Raw genomic sequence first — 14,571 nt, forward strand, 5'->3', positions numbered from 1 at the left:
CTTACAGGCGCAGATCCGAACCATCGGCCGGCAAGACGTATTTGAGGTCATAAAGAAGGTGCTCCTTCTTGCCGAAATCGCGCATGCCCTTTCCGAGCGTGACGAACTGCTCGTGAGCGACCGCGATAACGATCGCGTCATAAGCACCCGCCTCAGGCGACTCGACGAGATCGATGCCGTATTCGTCCTTGACCTCGTGCACAAGCGCCCACGGATCGCAGACATCGACATGCGCCTGATACTCTGCAAGCTCGCTGACGATGTCGATGACACGCGTGTTGCGAATATCCGGGCAGTTTTCCTTGAAGGTGAGACCGAGAATGAGCACGCGCGCATCGGCGATAGCAATGCGCTTCTGCGCCAGCGCCTTGACGAGTTGCGCGACGACATACTGCCCCATGTTGTCGTTGAGGCGACGACCCGCGAGGATGATCTCCGGGTGATATCCAATCTCTTCGGCCTTATGCGTCAGATAGTAAGGATCGACGCCGATGCAGTGACCACCGACCAAACCCGGCTTGAACGGCAGGAAGTTCCACTTCGTACCCGCCGCGCGCAGCACGGACTCGGTATCGATATTCATGCGATTGAAGATGATCGCGAGTTCGTTGATCAACGCGATATTCACGTCACGCTGCGTGTTCTCGATGACCTTCGCGGCTTCGGCCACGCGGATGCTCTCCGCCATGTGCGTTCCCGCCGTGATGATCTCGCGATAAACGGCATCGACCTTGCGCGCGGTTTGCGGCGTCGAACCGGACGTCACCTTGCGAATGTCCACTACGCGATGCGTCTTGTCGCCGGGATTGATGCGCTCGGGACTGTAGCCGACGAAAAAGTCGACGTTCATCTTGAGACCAGAGACGCGCTCGAGCACGGGCACGCAGACTTCTTCGGTGGCGCCCGGATAGACCGTCGATTCGAACACGACAATGTCGTTTTTCTTCAGCACCTTGCCGACGGTCTGGCTCGCCGAGATGAGCGCGCCGAGGTCGGGCCGGTTGTACGCGTCGATTGGCGTCGGCACCGTGACGATGAAGAAGTTGCACTTGGCAAGATCCGCCGCATCGGCGCTGAAACTAAGCTGACTTGCGCGGGCGAGTTCCTCGGTACTTACTTCGAGCGTCGAATCGATACCCTGCTTCAGCGCATCGATACGCGTCGTGTTGATATCGAAGCCGACTACGGGACGCCCGCAACCAAACTCGACAGCAAGAGGCAAACCTACATAGCCCAGACCGATGATTGCAATACGGAGATTTTCTAACATTTCGTTTAACCAACCTTCAGTGTTTCTCGATGCTTCGCTTGAAACATCGACGCCGAATTCGTCACGGCGTGCTTTTAGCGAGTGCTGCGATCAGGAGCGGTCCTGGTAGTAACCGTCTCCGGTATAGCGATAGCTTTGATATCGGCCGCCGTAGCCATAGATTCTTCCGCGCGGCTTGATTGCGTTGAACAGCAAGCCGGTGACTTGCGTGCCGGTCTGCGTCAGACGCTTGATGGATTCGCTGACCTCTCCGCCGCGCGTCACGCCAGAGCGCGTGACGAGGAAGACGCTGCCCGCCGAGCCAACGATGGTTTCCGCGTCGGAAACGACGAGTACTGGAGGCGCGTCGACGATGACGACGTCATAGGCACGTGATGCCGCCGAGATGAAATCGCCCCAGTTTTTATGCGAGAGCACTTCCGCAGGGTTCTGCGGATAATTGCCCGACGAGACGAAATCGAGATTGGGAAGAACGTCCCGATGCACGACAGAATCGACCGACCTGGCTTCGGATATCGCGTCGGACAGCCCGGCATCGCGCCCCAGACCGAAATACCGGTTGAGATAACCCTTGCGCATGTCCGCATCGATGAGCAACACGCGGGCGCCGCTCGACGCCAGCACCGTCGCGAAGTTGACGGACACGAACGACTTGCCGATTCCCGGTGTCGGACCCGCGATCAACACGACGTTATTTTTTCCGCCCGATGCGACGAACTTGAACGCGGTCCGAAGACTGCGCAGGCTCTCCACGGCCGGATCGTTCGGATACAGATTCGCGAGCACCAGCGGGCGCGAACCGTCGCTTCGCAGGTTACGGATGAGTTCGGCCTGCTTGTCGCTAACGGGAATCGTGGCGTAGACGCTGAGACCGGTGTGCTCTTCCAGCGAGATCGGATCGGTGACGCCCGTGAACAAGCGGTCCTTCACGAGAGCGAGTAAGGTTCCGAGGAACAGACCGACGATCGCCGCTGCGGCCATGACGATCAGCTTGCGCGGCTTGACCGGGCGCTCGGGGATATCGGCGGTATCGACGATCCGTACATTGCCGATCTTGCCCGCCTTCACCAGACGCAACTGCTCGACGTTGCTGCGCATGGCGACATACAGGTCCGTCGAAACACGCACATCGCGCTGAAGCTTGAGCATGTCCTGCTCGGTCAGCGGCATCTGGCGAATCTGCGCGGCGATGCTATCGATCTGCTTCTGGTTCGTCGCAATTTGTTCGTCGATAGCGAGCAACGACGGATGCATCGGACCGAAACGCGTCGCCAAGTCCTGGCGCTTTTGCTTCATCGCGATGAGGCGTGTCTCCGCGTCGGCCGATTGCTGCAAGCTGACCTTGCCGGCCTCGGACAAGTCCACGATCGTGTGACTGTTTTGATATTCGCTCAACTTCGCTTCAGCGTCTTCGAGTTGCTGCTTCATGACGGGAAGCTGAGCGTCGAGGAACGAGATGGAATGTTCCGCTTGAGCCGCTTTGCGGTCGGCATTCTGCTTGACGTATTGGCGGCCGAGTTCATTCAGCGTGTCGCTCAGAAGCACGGGGTCCGTGCTTTCGAGCGTCGCGGAAATCACGCCCGAGTGCTTGCCCTGCTCGATGATCTGCAACGACTTGATGAGGTCATCGGTCGTGAGTTGGCTCGAACGAGATTTCAGGACGAAGCTGGCGCCCGGTCTTCCGGACAGCTTGGTAACCTTCAGGGTGAGCGCGCCGAAGCTCGAGTTGAACTTCTCATCGGTGCCGATAGAACCCGTCACTGGAGATTCCAGTCCGTAACCGCTCAGGCTGTACCGGTTGTCCTTTAGCACTGTCAGGTCGTAGCTGCGTCCCTGAAGCTTGCGGGGAACCTCGAAGGCGGCAAGCTCGATCGATTCGCTGCCCCAATCGAAACCGCCCCAACCGAATACCCCAGGATTCGACAGTCCGTCGTTGTGAGATGCCATCCATTTACCGAACACGGGAAAATAGCGTGGTTTCGCTTCGACATTGAGTTTCAGCGCGTCGACCGTTCCGGACGCGACGAGCCGCGAACCAAGAATCTGGATTTCGCCATCCGCTGACGATTTGACATCGAACATGGCGGAAACATCGCTAAGTAGGTTCTTAGCGCTGGCCGCATCGGAAGAATCTTCGACGGCTACCAGAATGCGCGAGCTATAAACCGGCGTCGCGAGAAACGCATACATTGCGCCGACGATCACGAACAGCGCAGCGACGATGGCAATCAGCTTTCTGTGATCCAACAGGGCGTCCAGCAGCTCGACGATACTTAGTTGATCGCTGCTCTCGCCATGCAACATAACCGGTAGATTCTCTTGTTTCATAACTTCCAACGCGTTGATTCAATTCGCCCGACCCAGTCCGAAAGTCCTCTTTCGATCAAGTCAAAACAGTCTTCGAAAACATTCCGTTCTTTTCGGTATGGGTCCGGTACTTCAAAGTCACTGAATTGACCTAGCCTGAAGACGCGACCTTTTACAAACGGATATCGCTTTTCCAGATAGCGCTTTTGCTGTTCCTGCATTACGAGGATCAACTCGGCGCGCTTGCAGTCGAAGCCGCTCAACTGCGCGCCACGATGAGACGAGATGTCGATGCCGTGATCCATCATCACGCCTTGTGCGTATGGATCGGCCGGCTGTCCGGCAAGCGCGCTGATTCCGGCGGACCAGACTTCCAGCGACGGCACTTTCGACTGCAACCAACCCGCTGCCATCGGACTGCGGCAGATATTTCCCTCGCACACGAGGAGAACGGAGTCGATCATCCCGAGACTCCTGTGCGATCGTTCATGCGAGTCGTGCGTGAGGACATGATCAATAGCCCGCGACCTGGCGCCCGATGTTCGCGCCTTGCGCGCTCGGCAAGAGCAGATTGACAATGCGGTTCCAGCGAGCAAGACCAGTGGCGTCCACATAGACGACATCCTTTGGCTGCAGCTCGAAGTGCTCCGCGAGCGCCAGTGCCACCGGCGACGTGCTGTCGAGATGAAAGACCTGCGGCGCGGCCGGGTCTTCGGTCGGACGTACGACATGAACTCCTGCCGCTTCGGCCGTCGAAGGATTCACGCCGGCAGCCGAGGCCAGTGCGTCATTCAAGGTGAGTCGACCGTCGTGCATCGGCAACGTCATCGGGCGCATTACTTCGCCGGTGACGAACACCTGGTTATAGGTCTGCGGCAAGACACGAACGACATCGCGGTCTTTGAGGAAGATCATCGATGCATCGAGTTTCTGTTCCGCGAGTTGCGGCAAGCTAATCTGGAAGGTCCGGCCGTTACGCAAGATCTGGATCCGGCTCGTGTCGCCCACGCCGGCGGTGACGCCATTGGCCTCGCTGAGCGCTTCCGACAGGGACATCGGGACATTCGTGATCGGCTTGATGCCAGGCTGATTGACTTGGCCCTCCACGAACACGCGCTGACTGCGATAGGCGATTACGCTTACCGTCAGTTGCGGATTTCTCAGATAAGGCGTGAGAAGGCGCTTTAACGTCACTTGTAACTGAGCGACGGTTCCGCCAGAAGCCTTCACTTTTCCAATATATGGAAACTGAATGTCCCCGTTATCCCCGACGACGAAGCCGGGGACCGTCTGTGTGCTGAGACCCGGCCCATTGGGCAGCGTGCCGGCTGTATCGCCGATGCTGTAGGTCAGATTTGGAACGACCAGTTCGGGGTGATCCCATACGATGATGGAAAGCACATCGGCCGGCCCAATGACGTAATGACTGGGATAGCCGATGAGCTGGCGATAATCGCCTTGGGACGTGGCATCGCGCTCAGCCTTTTGCTGCCTGACCAGTTGCGGCGTGATGGTCGCGATGTCGGGTGTTGAGGCTGGGTCGGAAGAGTCGACTGGTGCTTTGGGATCGAGTCGCATGCCGGGGGCAAGCGCGCATGCGCTAAGCAGGGCGGGCAGCATTGCGATAGCGAGAGCCAACTTGAGACGGCCGGAAAATTTCAAATCAACCATTGCTTGCGGGTGTTCAATTCAATTCGGTTCAAACACTGGCTTGACGCTGAATCGGCGTCGGCCTTAGTCCGTGTTCTCAATCAAAATTTCAGGGTTAAAAACAGAGACGGTTTTATTGTTCAGCGTGCACGACAATAGGTTGCTCTTTGACAGGCGCTGGCCGAAGCCAAGCCGGCACGTGAAATCTCACGATTGCGGCATACAACCAGACATAGGTGGCAATAAAGAGGAGTGCCGACGCGCCGAGAAGAACTGGAGATTCTGAAAACAAGGTTGCCGGAACGACCGCGCAAAGCGTCAGCGTCCACAAATAAGGAGATGCCCGGGAATTTCTAAGACTCAAGGCGCGTGAATCGCATCGATTCAATTCTCCGCCAAGCACGCGACGATAAACCAGTGTATGCAAATGAACCGCATCAGGCGCACCGGCAGGCAAACCGCGCACGAGTTTTCTTCGGTAGATCGAGAAGACGGTTTCGAAGACTGGGTAGATCGTTACCAGAATTGCGTAAAGCGGCGAAATGCTGGGATTGCGCATGGTGAGCAAGATCAGCAACTCGGCGATTAGAAAACCGATGAAATACGCGCCGCCGTCTCCGAGAAAGACTCGGGAGATCGGAAAATTCCAGGCAAGAAAACCGGTAATCGCACCAATCAGCGTCAACGAGACAATAACAATTGTCGAGTCGCCCACATGAAACGCCACCAGGCCGATCGACGCTAAAATGATGATCGCAACAACGGATGCAAGCCCATTCAAACCGTCGATGATGTTAATCGCGTGCACCACGCCAGATACTGAAAATACTGTCAGAGCAATCGCGATGGGCGAAAAAACAAGCACTGCATCGACATAAGAAAAATTCACCCGTGTAACCACCGCCCGCAGTGCGAAGCAAGCAAGCAGTGCCGCAACCATGGACGCGATCAAACGCGTTCTCGGGCTGATTCTCTTGGTCAGATCCTCGGCGAAACCTGACAGGAACGCGGGCAAGGAACAGCCAAGCAAAATCAGAGCTTCGCTACTGTTACGCGAAGGATTCAGAAAGGCATTCAAGAGTAACGAAGCAGCGACTGCAACGATGACGCCCGCGCCACCGATTCGTGGCACCGCAACCGCATGGACTTTTTGAATCCCATCCAGATCGCGGTCCATTGAGAAGGAACCATGCCAGCGCTCGAAGCGAACAATGAACAGTACCGAAACAAAGGAGACCAGAAGCGCGATCAACACAACCAACATCGAAATCACCACCAAGTCCTCAACCTAAAAATCGAAAGCCTTTCTGCGCAAGATCAAAATAAGCGTGAATATTGGCTTCTTCTTTCCTGCCAAACATGCGAGATAGTCCGCTTGTTTATGCTTTTCATTATCTCCGCTTTCAGGCCCTAAAGGCCTACCAACTTTCAAAGCAATTTATTTCACTCAAACCTTTCAAGGCCATCCGTCATCCCGGTAACGGTGTCGAGTCCGTATCAATGGACGCGTCGCTAGTGCTATTCGGAAATTTCTTAAGGGAGGAACAATATGGCTACGGTCGCGAGACCGCCATCACCAACTTTGGCGGACTTTGATTTAAACGCTCACAACGAACAAGTGTACTAGCAGTTGTAAAAAGTCTGGTAGCGATCGGGTGATAAACCGTGTAATTTCGTCACATTCCTAGTTTTTACTGACACACTTTTAGGCGCTATTACAGACACCTCTTAGTATTTTGAGATTTCTCAGACAAAAAGCGTAAAACCGTTGAAACAATCTGTTTTGTATCAAGCTTTCAGAGCGTGCCAAAGGAAGCAAAATCGCTCAATCGAGATAAGAGGTCTGGCTAGCGATAGAAGTTAGAAGTTTGAGCAGCGGACGCGTCGCGCGCTTTTTCTGTTTGTGCGCGAAGCCTAAGGATTCCGATAGCGCCGCCGGAACATACTGCGATCAACGTGCGGATCGACTGGTGCATGTGCGCGTTCTCGATGTTTGGCATCGCGATCCCTTCATGCCAGACGCGCGATTGCTCGAATTCAAGACGCAGACAACCCCGCGCCTGAAAAAGAGGGAGACAGTTCCGCGCGAGCACTGCTCTGGCAAGCGACACAGCGAATCGCCATGCATGGCTGCTAGAACTTATCCACGCAAGCCAAGTTGAATCTCACGCGACCGGGCCCGATCACCGCCCAAAAACAAAAAGCCCCGCAAGTTTTTAACCTTGCGGGGCTTTTCTACTACTACTGGCGGAGACGGAGGGATTCGAACCCTCGATCCAGTTTTTAGCCAGATGCTCCCTTAGCAGGGGAGTGCCTTCGACCACTCGGCCACGTCTCCCAAACTGTTCGTCGCACCGGGAGTGCAGTGCAACGAGATCGAGATAATAGCGTGTTCGCCCGCGCCGGTCAAATTCGCATAACGATTTTTTCCAATCGATTGCGCATCGGCTCATGGCTTACGCGAACCGCAACAGTGCATGAGACCTCGAACCCGTCGCAACGCTCAACGCCACACTCAAACAAGACTCAAGCAACACTCAAGCGCGATCGAGCTCGAACGCCTTATGCAGCGCGCGCACCGCGAGTTCGGTGTACTTCTCGTCGATCAGCACGGAGATCTTGATTTCGGAGGTCGAGATCATCTGGATGTTGATGCCCTCTTCCGACAACGTGCGGAACATGGTGCTCGCGATACCCACGTGCGAACGCATGCCGACACCCACCACCGACACCTTCGACACCTTCGGGTCGCCCAGCACGGTCTCGGCCTGCACGTGGCCCTTCACTTGGCCATTCAGGATCTCGAGCGCGCGCTGATAGTCGCCGCGGCCCACCGTGAACGTGAAGTCGGTCTTGCCGTTCACGCTCTGGTTCTGAATGATCATGTCGATGTCGATGTTTGCATCGGCGACAGGTCCGAGAATTTGATACGCGACGCCCGGCTTGTCCGGCACGCCCATCACGGCGATGCGCGCTTCGTCGCGCTGAAACGCGATGCCAGAAATCACTGCTTTTTCCATGTTCTCGTCTTCTTCAAAAGTAATCAGGGTGCCCGAGTGCATTTCCTTTTCGAGCGGCATAAGCGGGTCGGTCAGGCTCGAGAGCACACGCGTCTTCACCTGATACTTGCCGGCAAATTCCACCGAACGGATCTGCAGCACCTTCGAGCCCAGGCTCGCCATCTCCAGCATTTCTTCGAAAGTCACGCGGTCGAGCCGGCGCGCTTCTTCGACGACGCGTGGATCGGTCGTATAGACGCCGTCGACATCGGTATAGATCAGGCACTCGTCAGCCTTGAGCGCCGCGGCGATCGCGACCGCCGAGGTGTCCGAGCCGCCGCGCCCGAGCGTGGCAATGTGACCTTCCGGATCGACGCCCTGGAAGCCCGTGATGACCACGACCTTGCCCGCATCGAGATCCTTGAGCACGCGCTCGCCGTCGATTTCGCTGATGCGCGCCTTGGTGAACGCGCTGTCCGTCTTGATCGGCACTTGCCAGCCGGCGTAGCTCACGGCTTCGAGGCCTTCGGCGTGCAGCGCGATGGCGAGCAAGCCCACGCTGACCTGTTCGCCGGTGGAGGCGATCATGTCGAGTTCGCGCGGGTCCGGATTGGGCGTGATGTCTTTCGCGAGGCCGAGCAGGCGGTTGGTTTCGCCGGACATCGCCGAGGGCACGACGACCAGCTTGTGGCCTGCCTTGTGCCATTTGGCAACGCGCTTGGCGACGTTCTTGATGCGCTCGACCGAGCCCATCGAAGTGCCGCCGTATTTGTGTACGATGAGTGCCATTGTCGTTTTGAACTGGAAGGAAAACCGCGCTTCATGCGCTCGTTGCAATGCGCTTTAAGCGTTGTGGCCGATCACTTCGGGGATGATTTGAAGCTGGCGACGCGACGCGTTGGCGCATATGCCGCCGCGTGCTTGGGGTACCGGATTGCAATACCAGGCAGCAGTTGCGTTAGCCAATCGCGCATGAAAGTCGCGCGGTTGGTACGCAGCGAATTCGCGCGATGGCTGGCGATTTAACGTTGAATATCACGTCTTTTGGACGGAGATGACGAGCAAAACGCCAAGCGGACAAACGAGCTACGGTACCGGATCGAAGCCGAAATTACAAGATGAAGCGGCTGGGCGTCTATTTTAACGGGTTTGCAGCGGAGCATCCCGAAAAGAGGTGTGCGCAAGTTGCTGCCCTCCCGTACTGGAAACTCGTTGCCAGCCGGACACCGCACCCCTCAGGCGATCAACAAATCCGGCCGCCAGATCAACCGCCGCCACGGCCCCTTCGCGTTTTCGACTTCGCGATTCACGCCGACGAGCGGCACGAACATCAGCAACGCGCCGATGAAGATGAGCGGCACATCGCGCTTCCACGCTGGCACGCCGCGCTCCTGAAAGAGATTCTTGAGCGTGCGGCTAGGTGCATCGGATGCAACGCGCAAACGCTCGCCGCCCGCGCGTGAACGCGCGCTCAACGGCGCGGCGCGCAACACGCTTTCGGCGATGACGTCATCGCCCGGTTCGGCGGCAGGCTCGAACACCAGCGACCCGCGCCACTGCGGCAAACGCCAGACTTCCTCGCCCTGCCAGCGCAGTTCGACCAACGCTCTCGCTTGACTCGGACCGTCGTCGAGATCGGGTGCATCGGCGCTGTCGGCCTTCTCCCAGAACAACGCATTGCGATAAACCCGCAGCGCGTGTCCCACATGATCGATACGAAGCGCGTGCCCGTCGCGCGCGTCGGCGGCTGCGTGCAGTTGACGCAGAATGTCCGCGACACGCGCGGTGGATGCCGCCTGCAAGCCGCGATCTCGCATCCAATAGCGCAGCAGATTGGTCGCGCGTTCGTCGTCGAGTGCGAGCAGCGCATCGAGCGCGAGCGCGCCTTCTTCCGCGTGCCGCGCCTTTTCCATGTCGATGCCCGCCAGCTCGTCGAGCAAGCGTTGCGCCGAAGCGGCATGCGACGCCGTGCGCGCGAGCGCATCGCGAAAGCCGGGGAAATGCACGGCGAGCACCGGCAGCACGTCATGCCGCAGCGCGTTGCGCGCATAACGCGTGTCGGCGTTGGATTCGTCCTCGATCCAGCTCAGGTCGCGCTCATGCGCGTATTGCTCGAGTTGCGCGCGCAGCAGCCGCAACAACGGACGCAGACGCAGCACCTCGCTTGCGTGAAGACGCTGCGGCGCCATCGCCGCGAGGCCCGCGACGCCCGCGCCGCGCAGCAATTGCAGCAGCACGGTTTCGGCCTGATCGTCGGCGTGATGCGCGATCAGAAGCGCCGCCGCGCCTTGCTCGTCGCAGAGATCGTCGAGCGCGCGATAACGCGCATCGCGCGCGGCGGCTTCGAGACTCTCGCCGCCCATGCGGACGACATCGACATGACGCGACGCATATCGCACATCGAGCGAGGCCGCCAGCGCCTCGCAATGCGATACCCACGCATCCGCGTTAGGACTCAGGCCGTGATGGATATGCAGCGCGATCACGCGCGATGCGCCGAAGCAGCGCACGGCGGCATCGAGAAGAACCGTGGAGTCGAGACCGCCGCTGAGCGCGACGGCCAGTAGCGAGTCGGCGGGCAGCGCCGCCTCCGACAAAGCGCCGCGCAACGCCTCGATAACGAGGCGGCCGGCCGGGGTTTCAGTGTCGAAGTTCGCCATGAGGAACGCGGATCACGCGCCCGGCAGCGTTTCCTTGAACTTGCCGTACGCCATCAGCTTGTCGAAGCGGCGCTCGCGCAGATCCTGCACGCTCATGCCCTGGAACTGGCGCAGGGAATCGGCAAGTGCGCGACGCAAAAGCGCCGCCATGCCCTTGGGGTCGCGATGCGCGCCGCCGAGCGGTTCGTTCACGATCTTGTCGATGAGACCCAGCGCCTTCAACCGATGCGCCGTGAGCCCGAGCGCTTCCGCGGCTTCCGGCGCCTTGGCCGCGCTCTTCCACAAGATCGACGCGCAGCCTTCCGGCGAGATGACCGAGTACGTGGAGAATTGCAGCATCATGACGGTGTCGGCCACGGCGATGGCAAGCGCGCCGCCCGAACCGCCCTCGCCGATGATCGTCGTGATGATCGGCGTCTTCAACTCCGCCATGACGTAGAGATTGCGCCCGATGGCTTCCGACTGCCCGCGTTCCTCCGCGCCGATGCCGGGATACGCGCCGGGTGTATCGACGAAAGTGAAGATGGGCAGATTGAACTTCTCGGCGAGACGCATGAGGCGCTCGGCCTTGCGATACCCTTCCGGGCGCGGCATGCCGAAGTTGCGCAACGCGCGCTCCTTGGTGTCGCGACCCTTTTGATGGCCGATCACCATGCACGGCTGGCCATTGAAACGCGCAAAACCGCCGACGATGGCGAGATCGTCCGCATAGGAACGATCGCCATGCAGTTCATGGAAGTCCGTGAACAACTCGTTCACGTAGTCGAGCGTGTACGGACGCTGCGGATGCCGCGCGATTTGCGATACCTGCCACGGCGACAGATTCGCGTACAGATCTTTGGTGAGCTGCTGGCTCTTTTTCGACAGCCGCTCGATTTCTTCCGAAATATCGACAGCGGAATCGTCCTGAACGAAGCGGAGTTCTTCGATCTTCGCTTCGAGTTCAGCGATCGGCTGCTCGAAATCCAGAAACGTGGTCTTCATGTGTTCGAGTCCTAGAACATCGGGCAGGGCGTATTTTAACCGCGTCCGTCCCTGATAAATGCGCGCGGGAACTATCGATTATAAATCAACGATAGTTCGCCAATCTTTTAGTCGGTTCTTAATGGTCCGCGGGAATCGGATTGAGACTGCGCCACATGTACCACGTTGCAACCGTGCGCCACGGCTCCCAGTTAGCAGCCACTTCGCGCGCTTCACTGCGCGTGACAGGTTCGCCGCTGAAGTAGTTGACGCTGATCGCCTGAATCAGACCGAGGTCGTCGAGCGGCAAAACGTCCGGGCGCGCCAGGTTGAAGATGAGGAACATCTCCGCCGTCCACCGGCCGATACCGCGAATCTGCGTGAGTTCGGCGATCACGGCTTCGTCGTCCATCGACGCCCAGGTATCCACGTGCAACGCGCCCGATACGAAGTGCTGCGCGAGATCGAGAATGTACTCCGTCTTGCGTTTGGACAAGCCGCACGCCTGAAGCTTCTCCGGGCCGAGCTTGATGAAACGCGCCGGCACGACATCCGGACAAGCGCCCTTCACGCGTTCCCAAATGGCTTGCGCGGCCTTCACCGAGATCTGCTGGCCAGCAACCGAACGCGCGAGCGTCGAGAAGGGATCGCCCAGATTCACTAGATGCATCTGGCCGAACTTCGGAATGAGTTTCTTGAGGATGCGGTCGCGCTTCATCAGGTCGGCGCACGCTTTGTCCCAGTAATCGGGACGCACGACTTCGCGCGTGAGTCCGCCGATCTGCACGGGCACCTCGGCATCTGCCGTGACGACGCGCGACTTGCGCACGACTTCACCGCGCTCCTTGTCGGCGACGAGCGCTTGCGCGTTCGTGGCATCGCCGGCATGCGCGCGCCCGTTCGCCTTGACGGGCGACGCTTCCGCTTCCTCGCTGCGCGTTTTTGTCACGCGCGCGGATGCGCGGATCGCTTTCGTGTCCGTCTTTGCATCCGCTTTTACGTCCTCACGGCTTACGCCGTTCAGACGCGTGCCGTCGCTACGTTTGAGTGCCGCGCGCTTGACTGCCTTCTGAGCCGAAGCTCTTGCACCATCACTCTTGAGCGTGCTTGTCGTCGCTTGCTCGCCGCGCGTTCGCTTCGTCGCGGGCGATGCATTCCTGACAGACGCGGGTCGCTTGACCGGCGTCTTCCTGGCCGTTGCCATCGTGCCTCCTGCCTGGTGAGTCGATCAGAGGGTATGAAGGGCTGCGTTCACACGCGGCGCCATTCGGTCGACCCACCCGGTTTGTCTTCAAGCGCAATACCGGCTTCGAGCAATTCGGCCCGAATACGGTCTGCTTCGGCATAGTTCCTTGCCTGCTTCGCGGCAACGCGTTCGGCGATCTTCGCTTCGATCTCTTGCGGCGCGAGGCCTTCGGTCGAAGCCGCGCCGCCTGCTTGCTGCAGGAAAGCGCGCGGCTCACGGCCGAGCAGACCCAGCACGCCGGCGAGACCCTTGAGCTGGCGCGCGAGAGAAGTGTCGCGTGTGCGGTTCACTTCGCTCGCGAGATCGAACAGCACCGAGACCGCCACGGGCGTGTTGAAGTCGTCGTTCATCGCAGACTGGAAACGCTGCGCGTTCGCCTCGTTCCAGTCAAGTTGCCGATTGTCCGGCTCGACATCTTTCAACGCCGTATAGAGGCGAGTCAATGCGTTCTTGGCATCGTCGATATGCACGTCGCTGTAGTTCAGCGGCGACCGATAGTGTGCCCGTGCAATAAAGAAACGCACCACTTCGGCATCAAATTTTTCAAGGACTTCGCGAATGGTGAAGAAGTTGCCAAGCGACTTCGACATCTTCTCGTTGTCGATCTGCACATAGCCGTTGTGCATCCAGTAGTTCACGAACGTCTGCCCGGTCGCGCCTTCGCTCTGCGCGATCTCGTTCTCGTGGTGCGGGAACTGCAAGTCCTGGCCGCCGCCATGAATGTCGAACCGGTCGCCAAGCAAGCTGCAGCCCATGGCCGAACATTCGATGTGCCAGCCCGGACGCCCGCGTCCCCACTTCGAGTCCCAGCCCGAGTCCCGCGGCTCGCCGGCCTTCGCCTGCTTCCACAAAACGAAGTCGAGCGGATCTTCCTTCGCGTCGTTGGCGGCGACGCGCTCGCCCGCGCGCAAGTCTTCGATGGACTTGCCCGACAGCTTGCCGTAGTCAGCGAACTTGCGCACGGCGTAGTTCACGTCGCCGTCTTTCGCGTGATAGGCATAGCCGTTCGCCTGCAATGCATCGATCATGCCGAGCATCTGCGCAATGAAGTCGGTTGCGCGCGGCTCGAGGTCCGGACGCGCGACGCCGAGCGCATCGGCATCTTCGTGCATGGCCGCGATGAAGCGCGTGGTGAGCGCCTTGATGGGCTCGCCGTTGTCCACCGCGCGACGAATGATCTTGTCGTCGATGTCCGTGATGTTGCGCACGTACGTGACTTTATAGCCGAGCGTGCGCAGCCAGCGCTGCACGATGTCGAACACCACCATCACGCGCGCATGGCCGATGTGACAATAGTCATACACCGTCATTCCGCAGACGTACATGCGTACCTCGCCAGCGCGAAGCGGCGTGAAGGATTGCTTGTCACGCGCGAGCGTGTTGTAGATGCGCAGCGAATTCATAGAGAGACAGTGCGTGAACCCGGAACATTCGTGCATGGCATTGCATGCGGCGTGTCGATGCGGGCTTTACGGC

The 14,571-nt window shown here is 58.9% G+C and carries 10 protein-coding genes and 1 tRNA gene; all 11 read right to left on the reverse strand.

The genetic code is table 11. The annotated features are described in order from the left end of the window. Position 1: 1 nt before the first annotated feature. Entirely contained in the window at positions 2 to 1,270 is a 1,269-nt protein-coding gene (gene tviB / locus NCT03_RS09010) for a Vi polysaccharide biosynthesis UDP-N-acetylglucosamine C-6 dehydrogenase TviB (RefSeq protein ID WP_250492550.1), read from the reverse strand. Between the two features lie 90 nt (positions 1,271 to 1,360). Then, positions 1,361 to 3,598 carry a polysaccharide biosynthesis tyrosine autokinase gene (locus NCT03_RS09015; RefSeq protein WP_250492551.1) on the reverse strand — a complete coding sequence of 746 codons (2,238 nt, stop codon included), beginning with the start codon at positions 3,596 to 3,598 and terminating at the stop codon, positions 1,361 to 1,363. Beyond that, a complete protein-coding gene (locus NCT03_RS09020; protein ID WP_250492552.1) occupies positions 3,595 to 4,041 on the reverse strand; it encodes a low molecular weight protein-tyrosine-phosphatase in 447 nt (148 codons plus the stop codon). Before NCT03_RS09020 ends, NCT03_RS09015 begins: the two co-directional genes overlap by 4 nt. Positions 4,042 to 4,090: 49 nt before the next feature. Further along, entirely contained in the window at positions 4,091 to 5,248 is a 1,158-nt protein-coding gene (locus NCT03_RS09025) for a polysaccharide biosynthesis/export family protein (protein ID WP_250492553.1), read from the reverse strand. Between the two features lie 112 nt (positions 5,249 to 5,360). Next, positions 5,361 to 6,503: an MraY family glycosyltransferase gene (locus tag NCT03_RS09030; RefSeq protein WP_250492626.1), complete on the reverse strand. Its 1,143-nt coding sequence runs from the start codon at positions 6,501 to 6,503 to the stop codon at positions 5,361 to 5,363. Between the two features lie 969 nt (positions 6,504 to 7,472). Continuing rightward, positions 7,473 to 7,565 (reverse strand) — tRNA-Ser (locus NCT03_RS09035). A gap of 199 nt (positions 7,566 to 7,764) precedes the next feature. Next, entirely contained in the window at positions 7,765 to 9,015 is a 1,251-nt protein-coding gene (locus NCT03_RS09040; RefSeq protein WP_244825543.1) for an aspartate kinase, read from the reverse strand. Positions 9,016 to 9,461: 446 nt separating this feature from the next. Continuing rightward, positions 9,462 to 10,886 carry a tRNA lysidine(34) synthetase TilS gene (gene tilS / locus NCT03_RS09045; RefSeq protein WP_244825545.1) on the reverse strand — a complete coding sequence of 475 codons (1,425 nt, stop codon included), beginning with the start codon at positions 10,884 to 10,886 and terminating at the stop codon, positions 9,462 to 9,464. A 12-nt stretch (positions 10,887 to 10,898) separates the two neighbouring features. After that, positions 10,899 to 11,870 (reverse strand): acetyl-CoA carboxylase carboxyltransferase subunit alpha, encoded by a 972-nt coding sequence (locus NCT03_RS09050; RefSeq protein ID WP_244825547.1) that lies wholly within the window; start codon positions 11,868 to 11,870, stop codon positions 10,899 to 10,901. Between the two features lie 118 nt (positions 11,871 to 11,988). Continuing rightward, positions 11,989 to 13,053, reverse strand: coding sequence for a DNA-3-methyladenine glycosylase family protein (locus NCT03_RS09055; protein WP_250492554.1), 1,065 nt, complete (start codon positions 13,051 to 13,053; stop codon positions 11,989 to 11,991). A gap of 47 nt (positions 13,054 to 13,100) precedes the next feature. Further along, the gene (cysS, locus tag NCT03_RS09060; protein WP_250492555.1) at positions 13,101 to 14,498 is read right to left on the reverse strand and encodes a cysteine--tRNA ligase; all 1,398 of its coding nucleotides are present in this window, start codon (positions 14,496 to 14,498) and stop codon (positions 13,101 to 13,103) included. Positions 14,499 to 14,571: the final 73 nt, after the last annotated feature.

It is taken from the genome of Caballeronia sp. GAWG1-1, assembly GCF_023631465.1.
Lineage (GTDB): Bacteria > Pseudomonadota > Gammaproteobacteria > Burkholderiales > Burkholderiaceae > Caballeronia.

Bases quoted from the DNA above. Each gene is read 5' to 3' on its own strand.
- tviB (WP_250492550.1), bottom strand. From the start codon at position 1,270: ATGTTAGAAAATCTCCGTATTGCAATCATCGGTCTGGGCTATGTAGGT.
- NCT03_RS09015 (WP_250492551.1), bottom strand. From the start codon at position 3,598: ATGAAACAAGAGAATCTACCGGTTATGTTGCATGGCGAGAGCAGCGAT.
- NCT03_RS09020 (WP_250492552.1), bottom strand. From the start codon at position 4,041: ATGATCGACTCCGTTCTCCTCGTGTGCGAGGGAAATATCTGCCGCAGT.
- NCT03_RS09025 (WP_250492553.1), bottom strand. From the start codon at position 5,248: ATGGTTGATTTGAAATTTTCCGGCCGTCTCAAGTTGGCTCTCGCTATC.
- NCT03_RS09040 (WP_244825543.1), bottom strand. From the start codon at position 9,015: ATGGCACTCATCGTACACAAATACGGCGGCACTTCGATGGGCTCGGTC.
- tilS (WP_244825545.1), bottom strand. From the start codon at position 10,886: ATGGCGAACTTCGACACTGAAACCCCGGCCGGCCGCCTCGTTATCGAG.
- NCT03_RS09050 (WP_244825547.1), bottom strand. From the start codon at position 11,870: ATGAAGACCACGTTTCTGGATTTCGAGCAGCCGATCGCTGAACTCGAA.
- NCT03_RS09055 (WP_250492554.1), bottom strand. From the start codon at position 13,053: ATGGCAACGGCCAGGAAGACGCCGGTCAAGCGACCCGCGTCTGTCAGG.
- cysS (WP_250492555.1), bottom strand. From the start codon at position 14,498: ATGAATTCGCTGCGCATCTACAACACGCTCGCGCGTGACAAGCAATCC.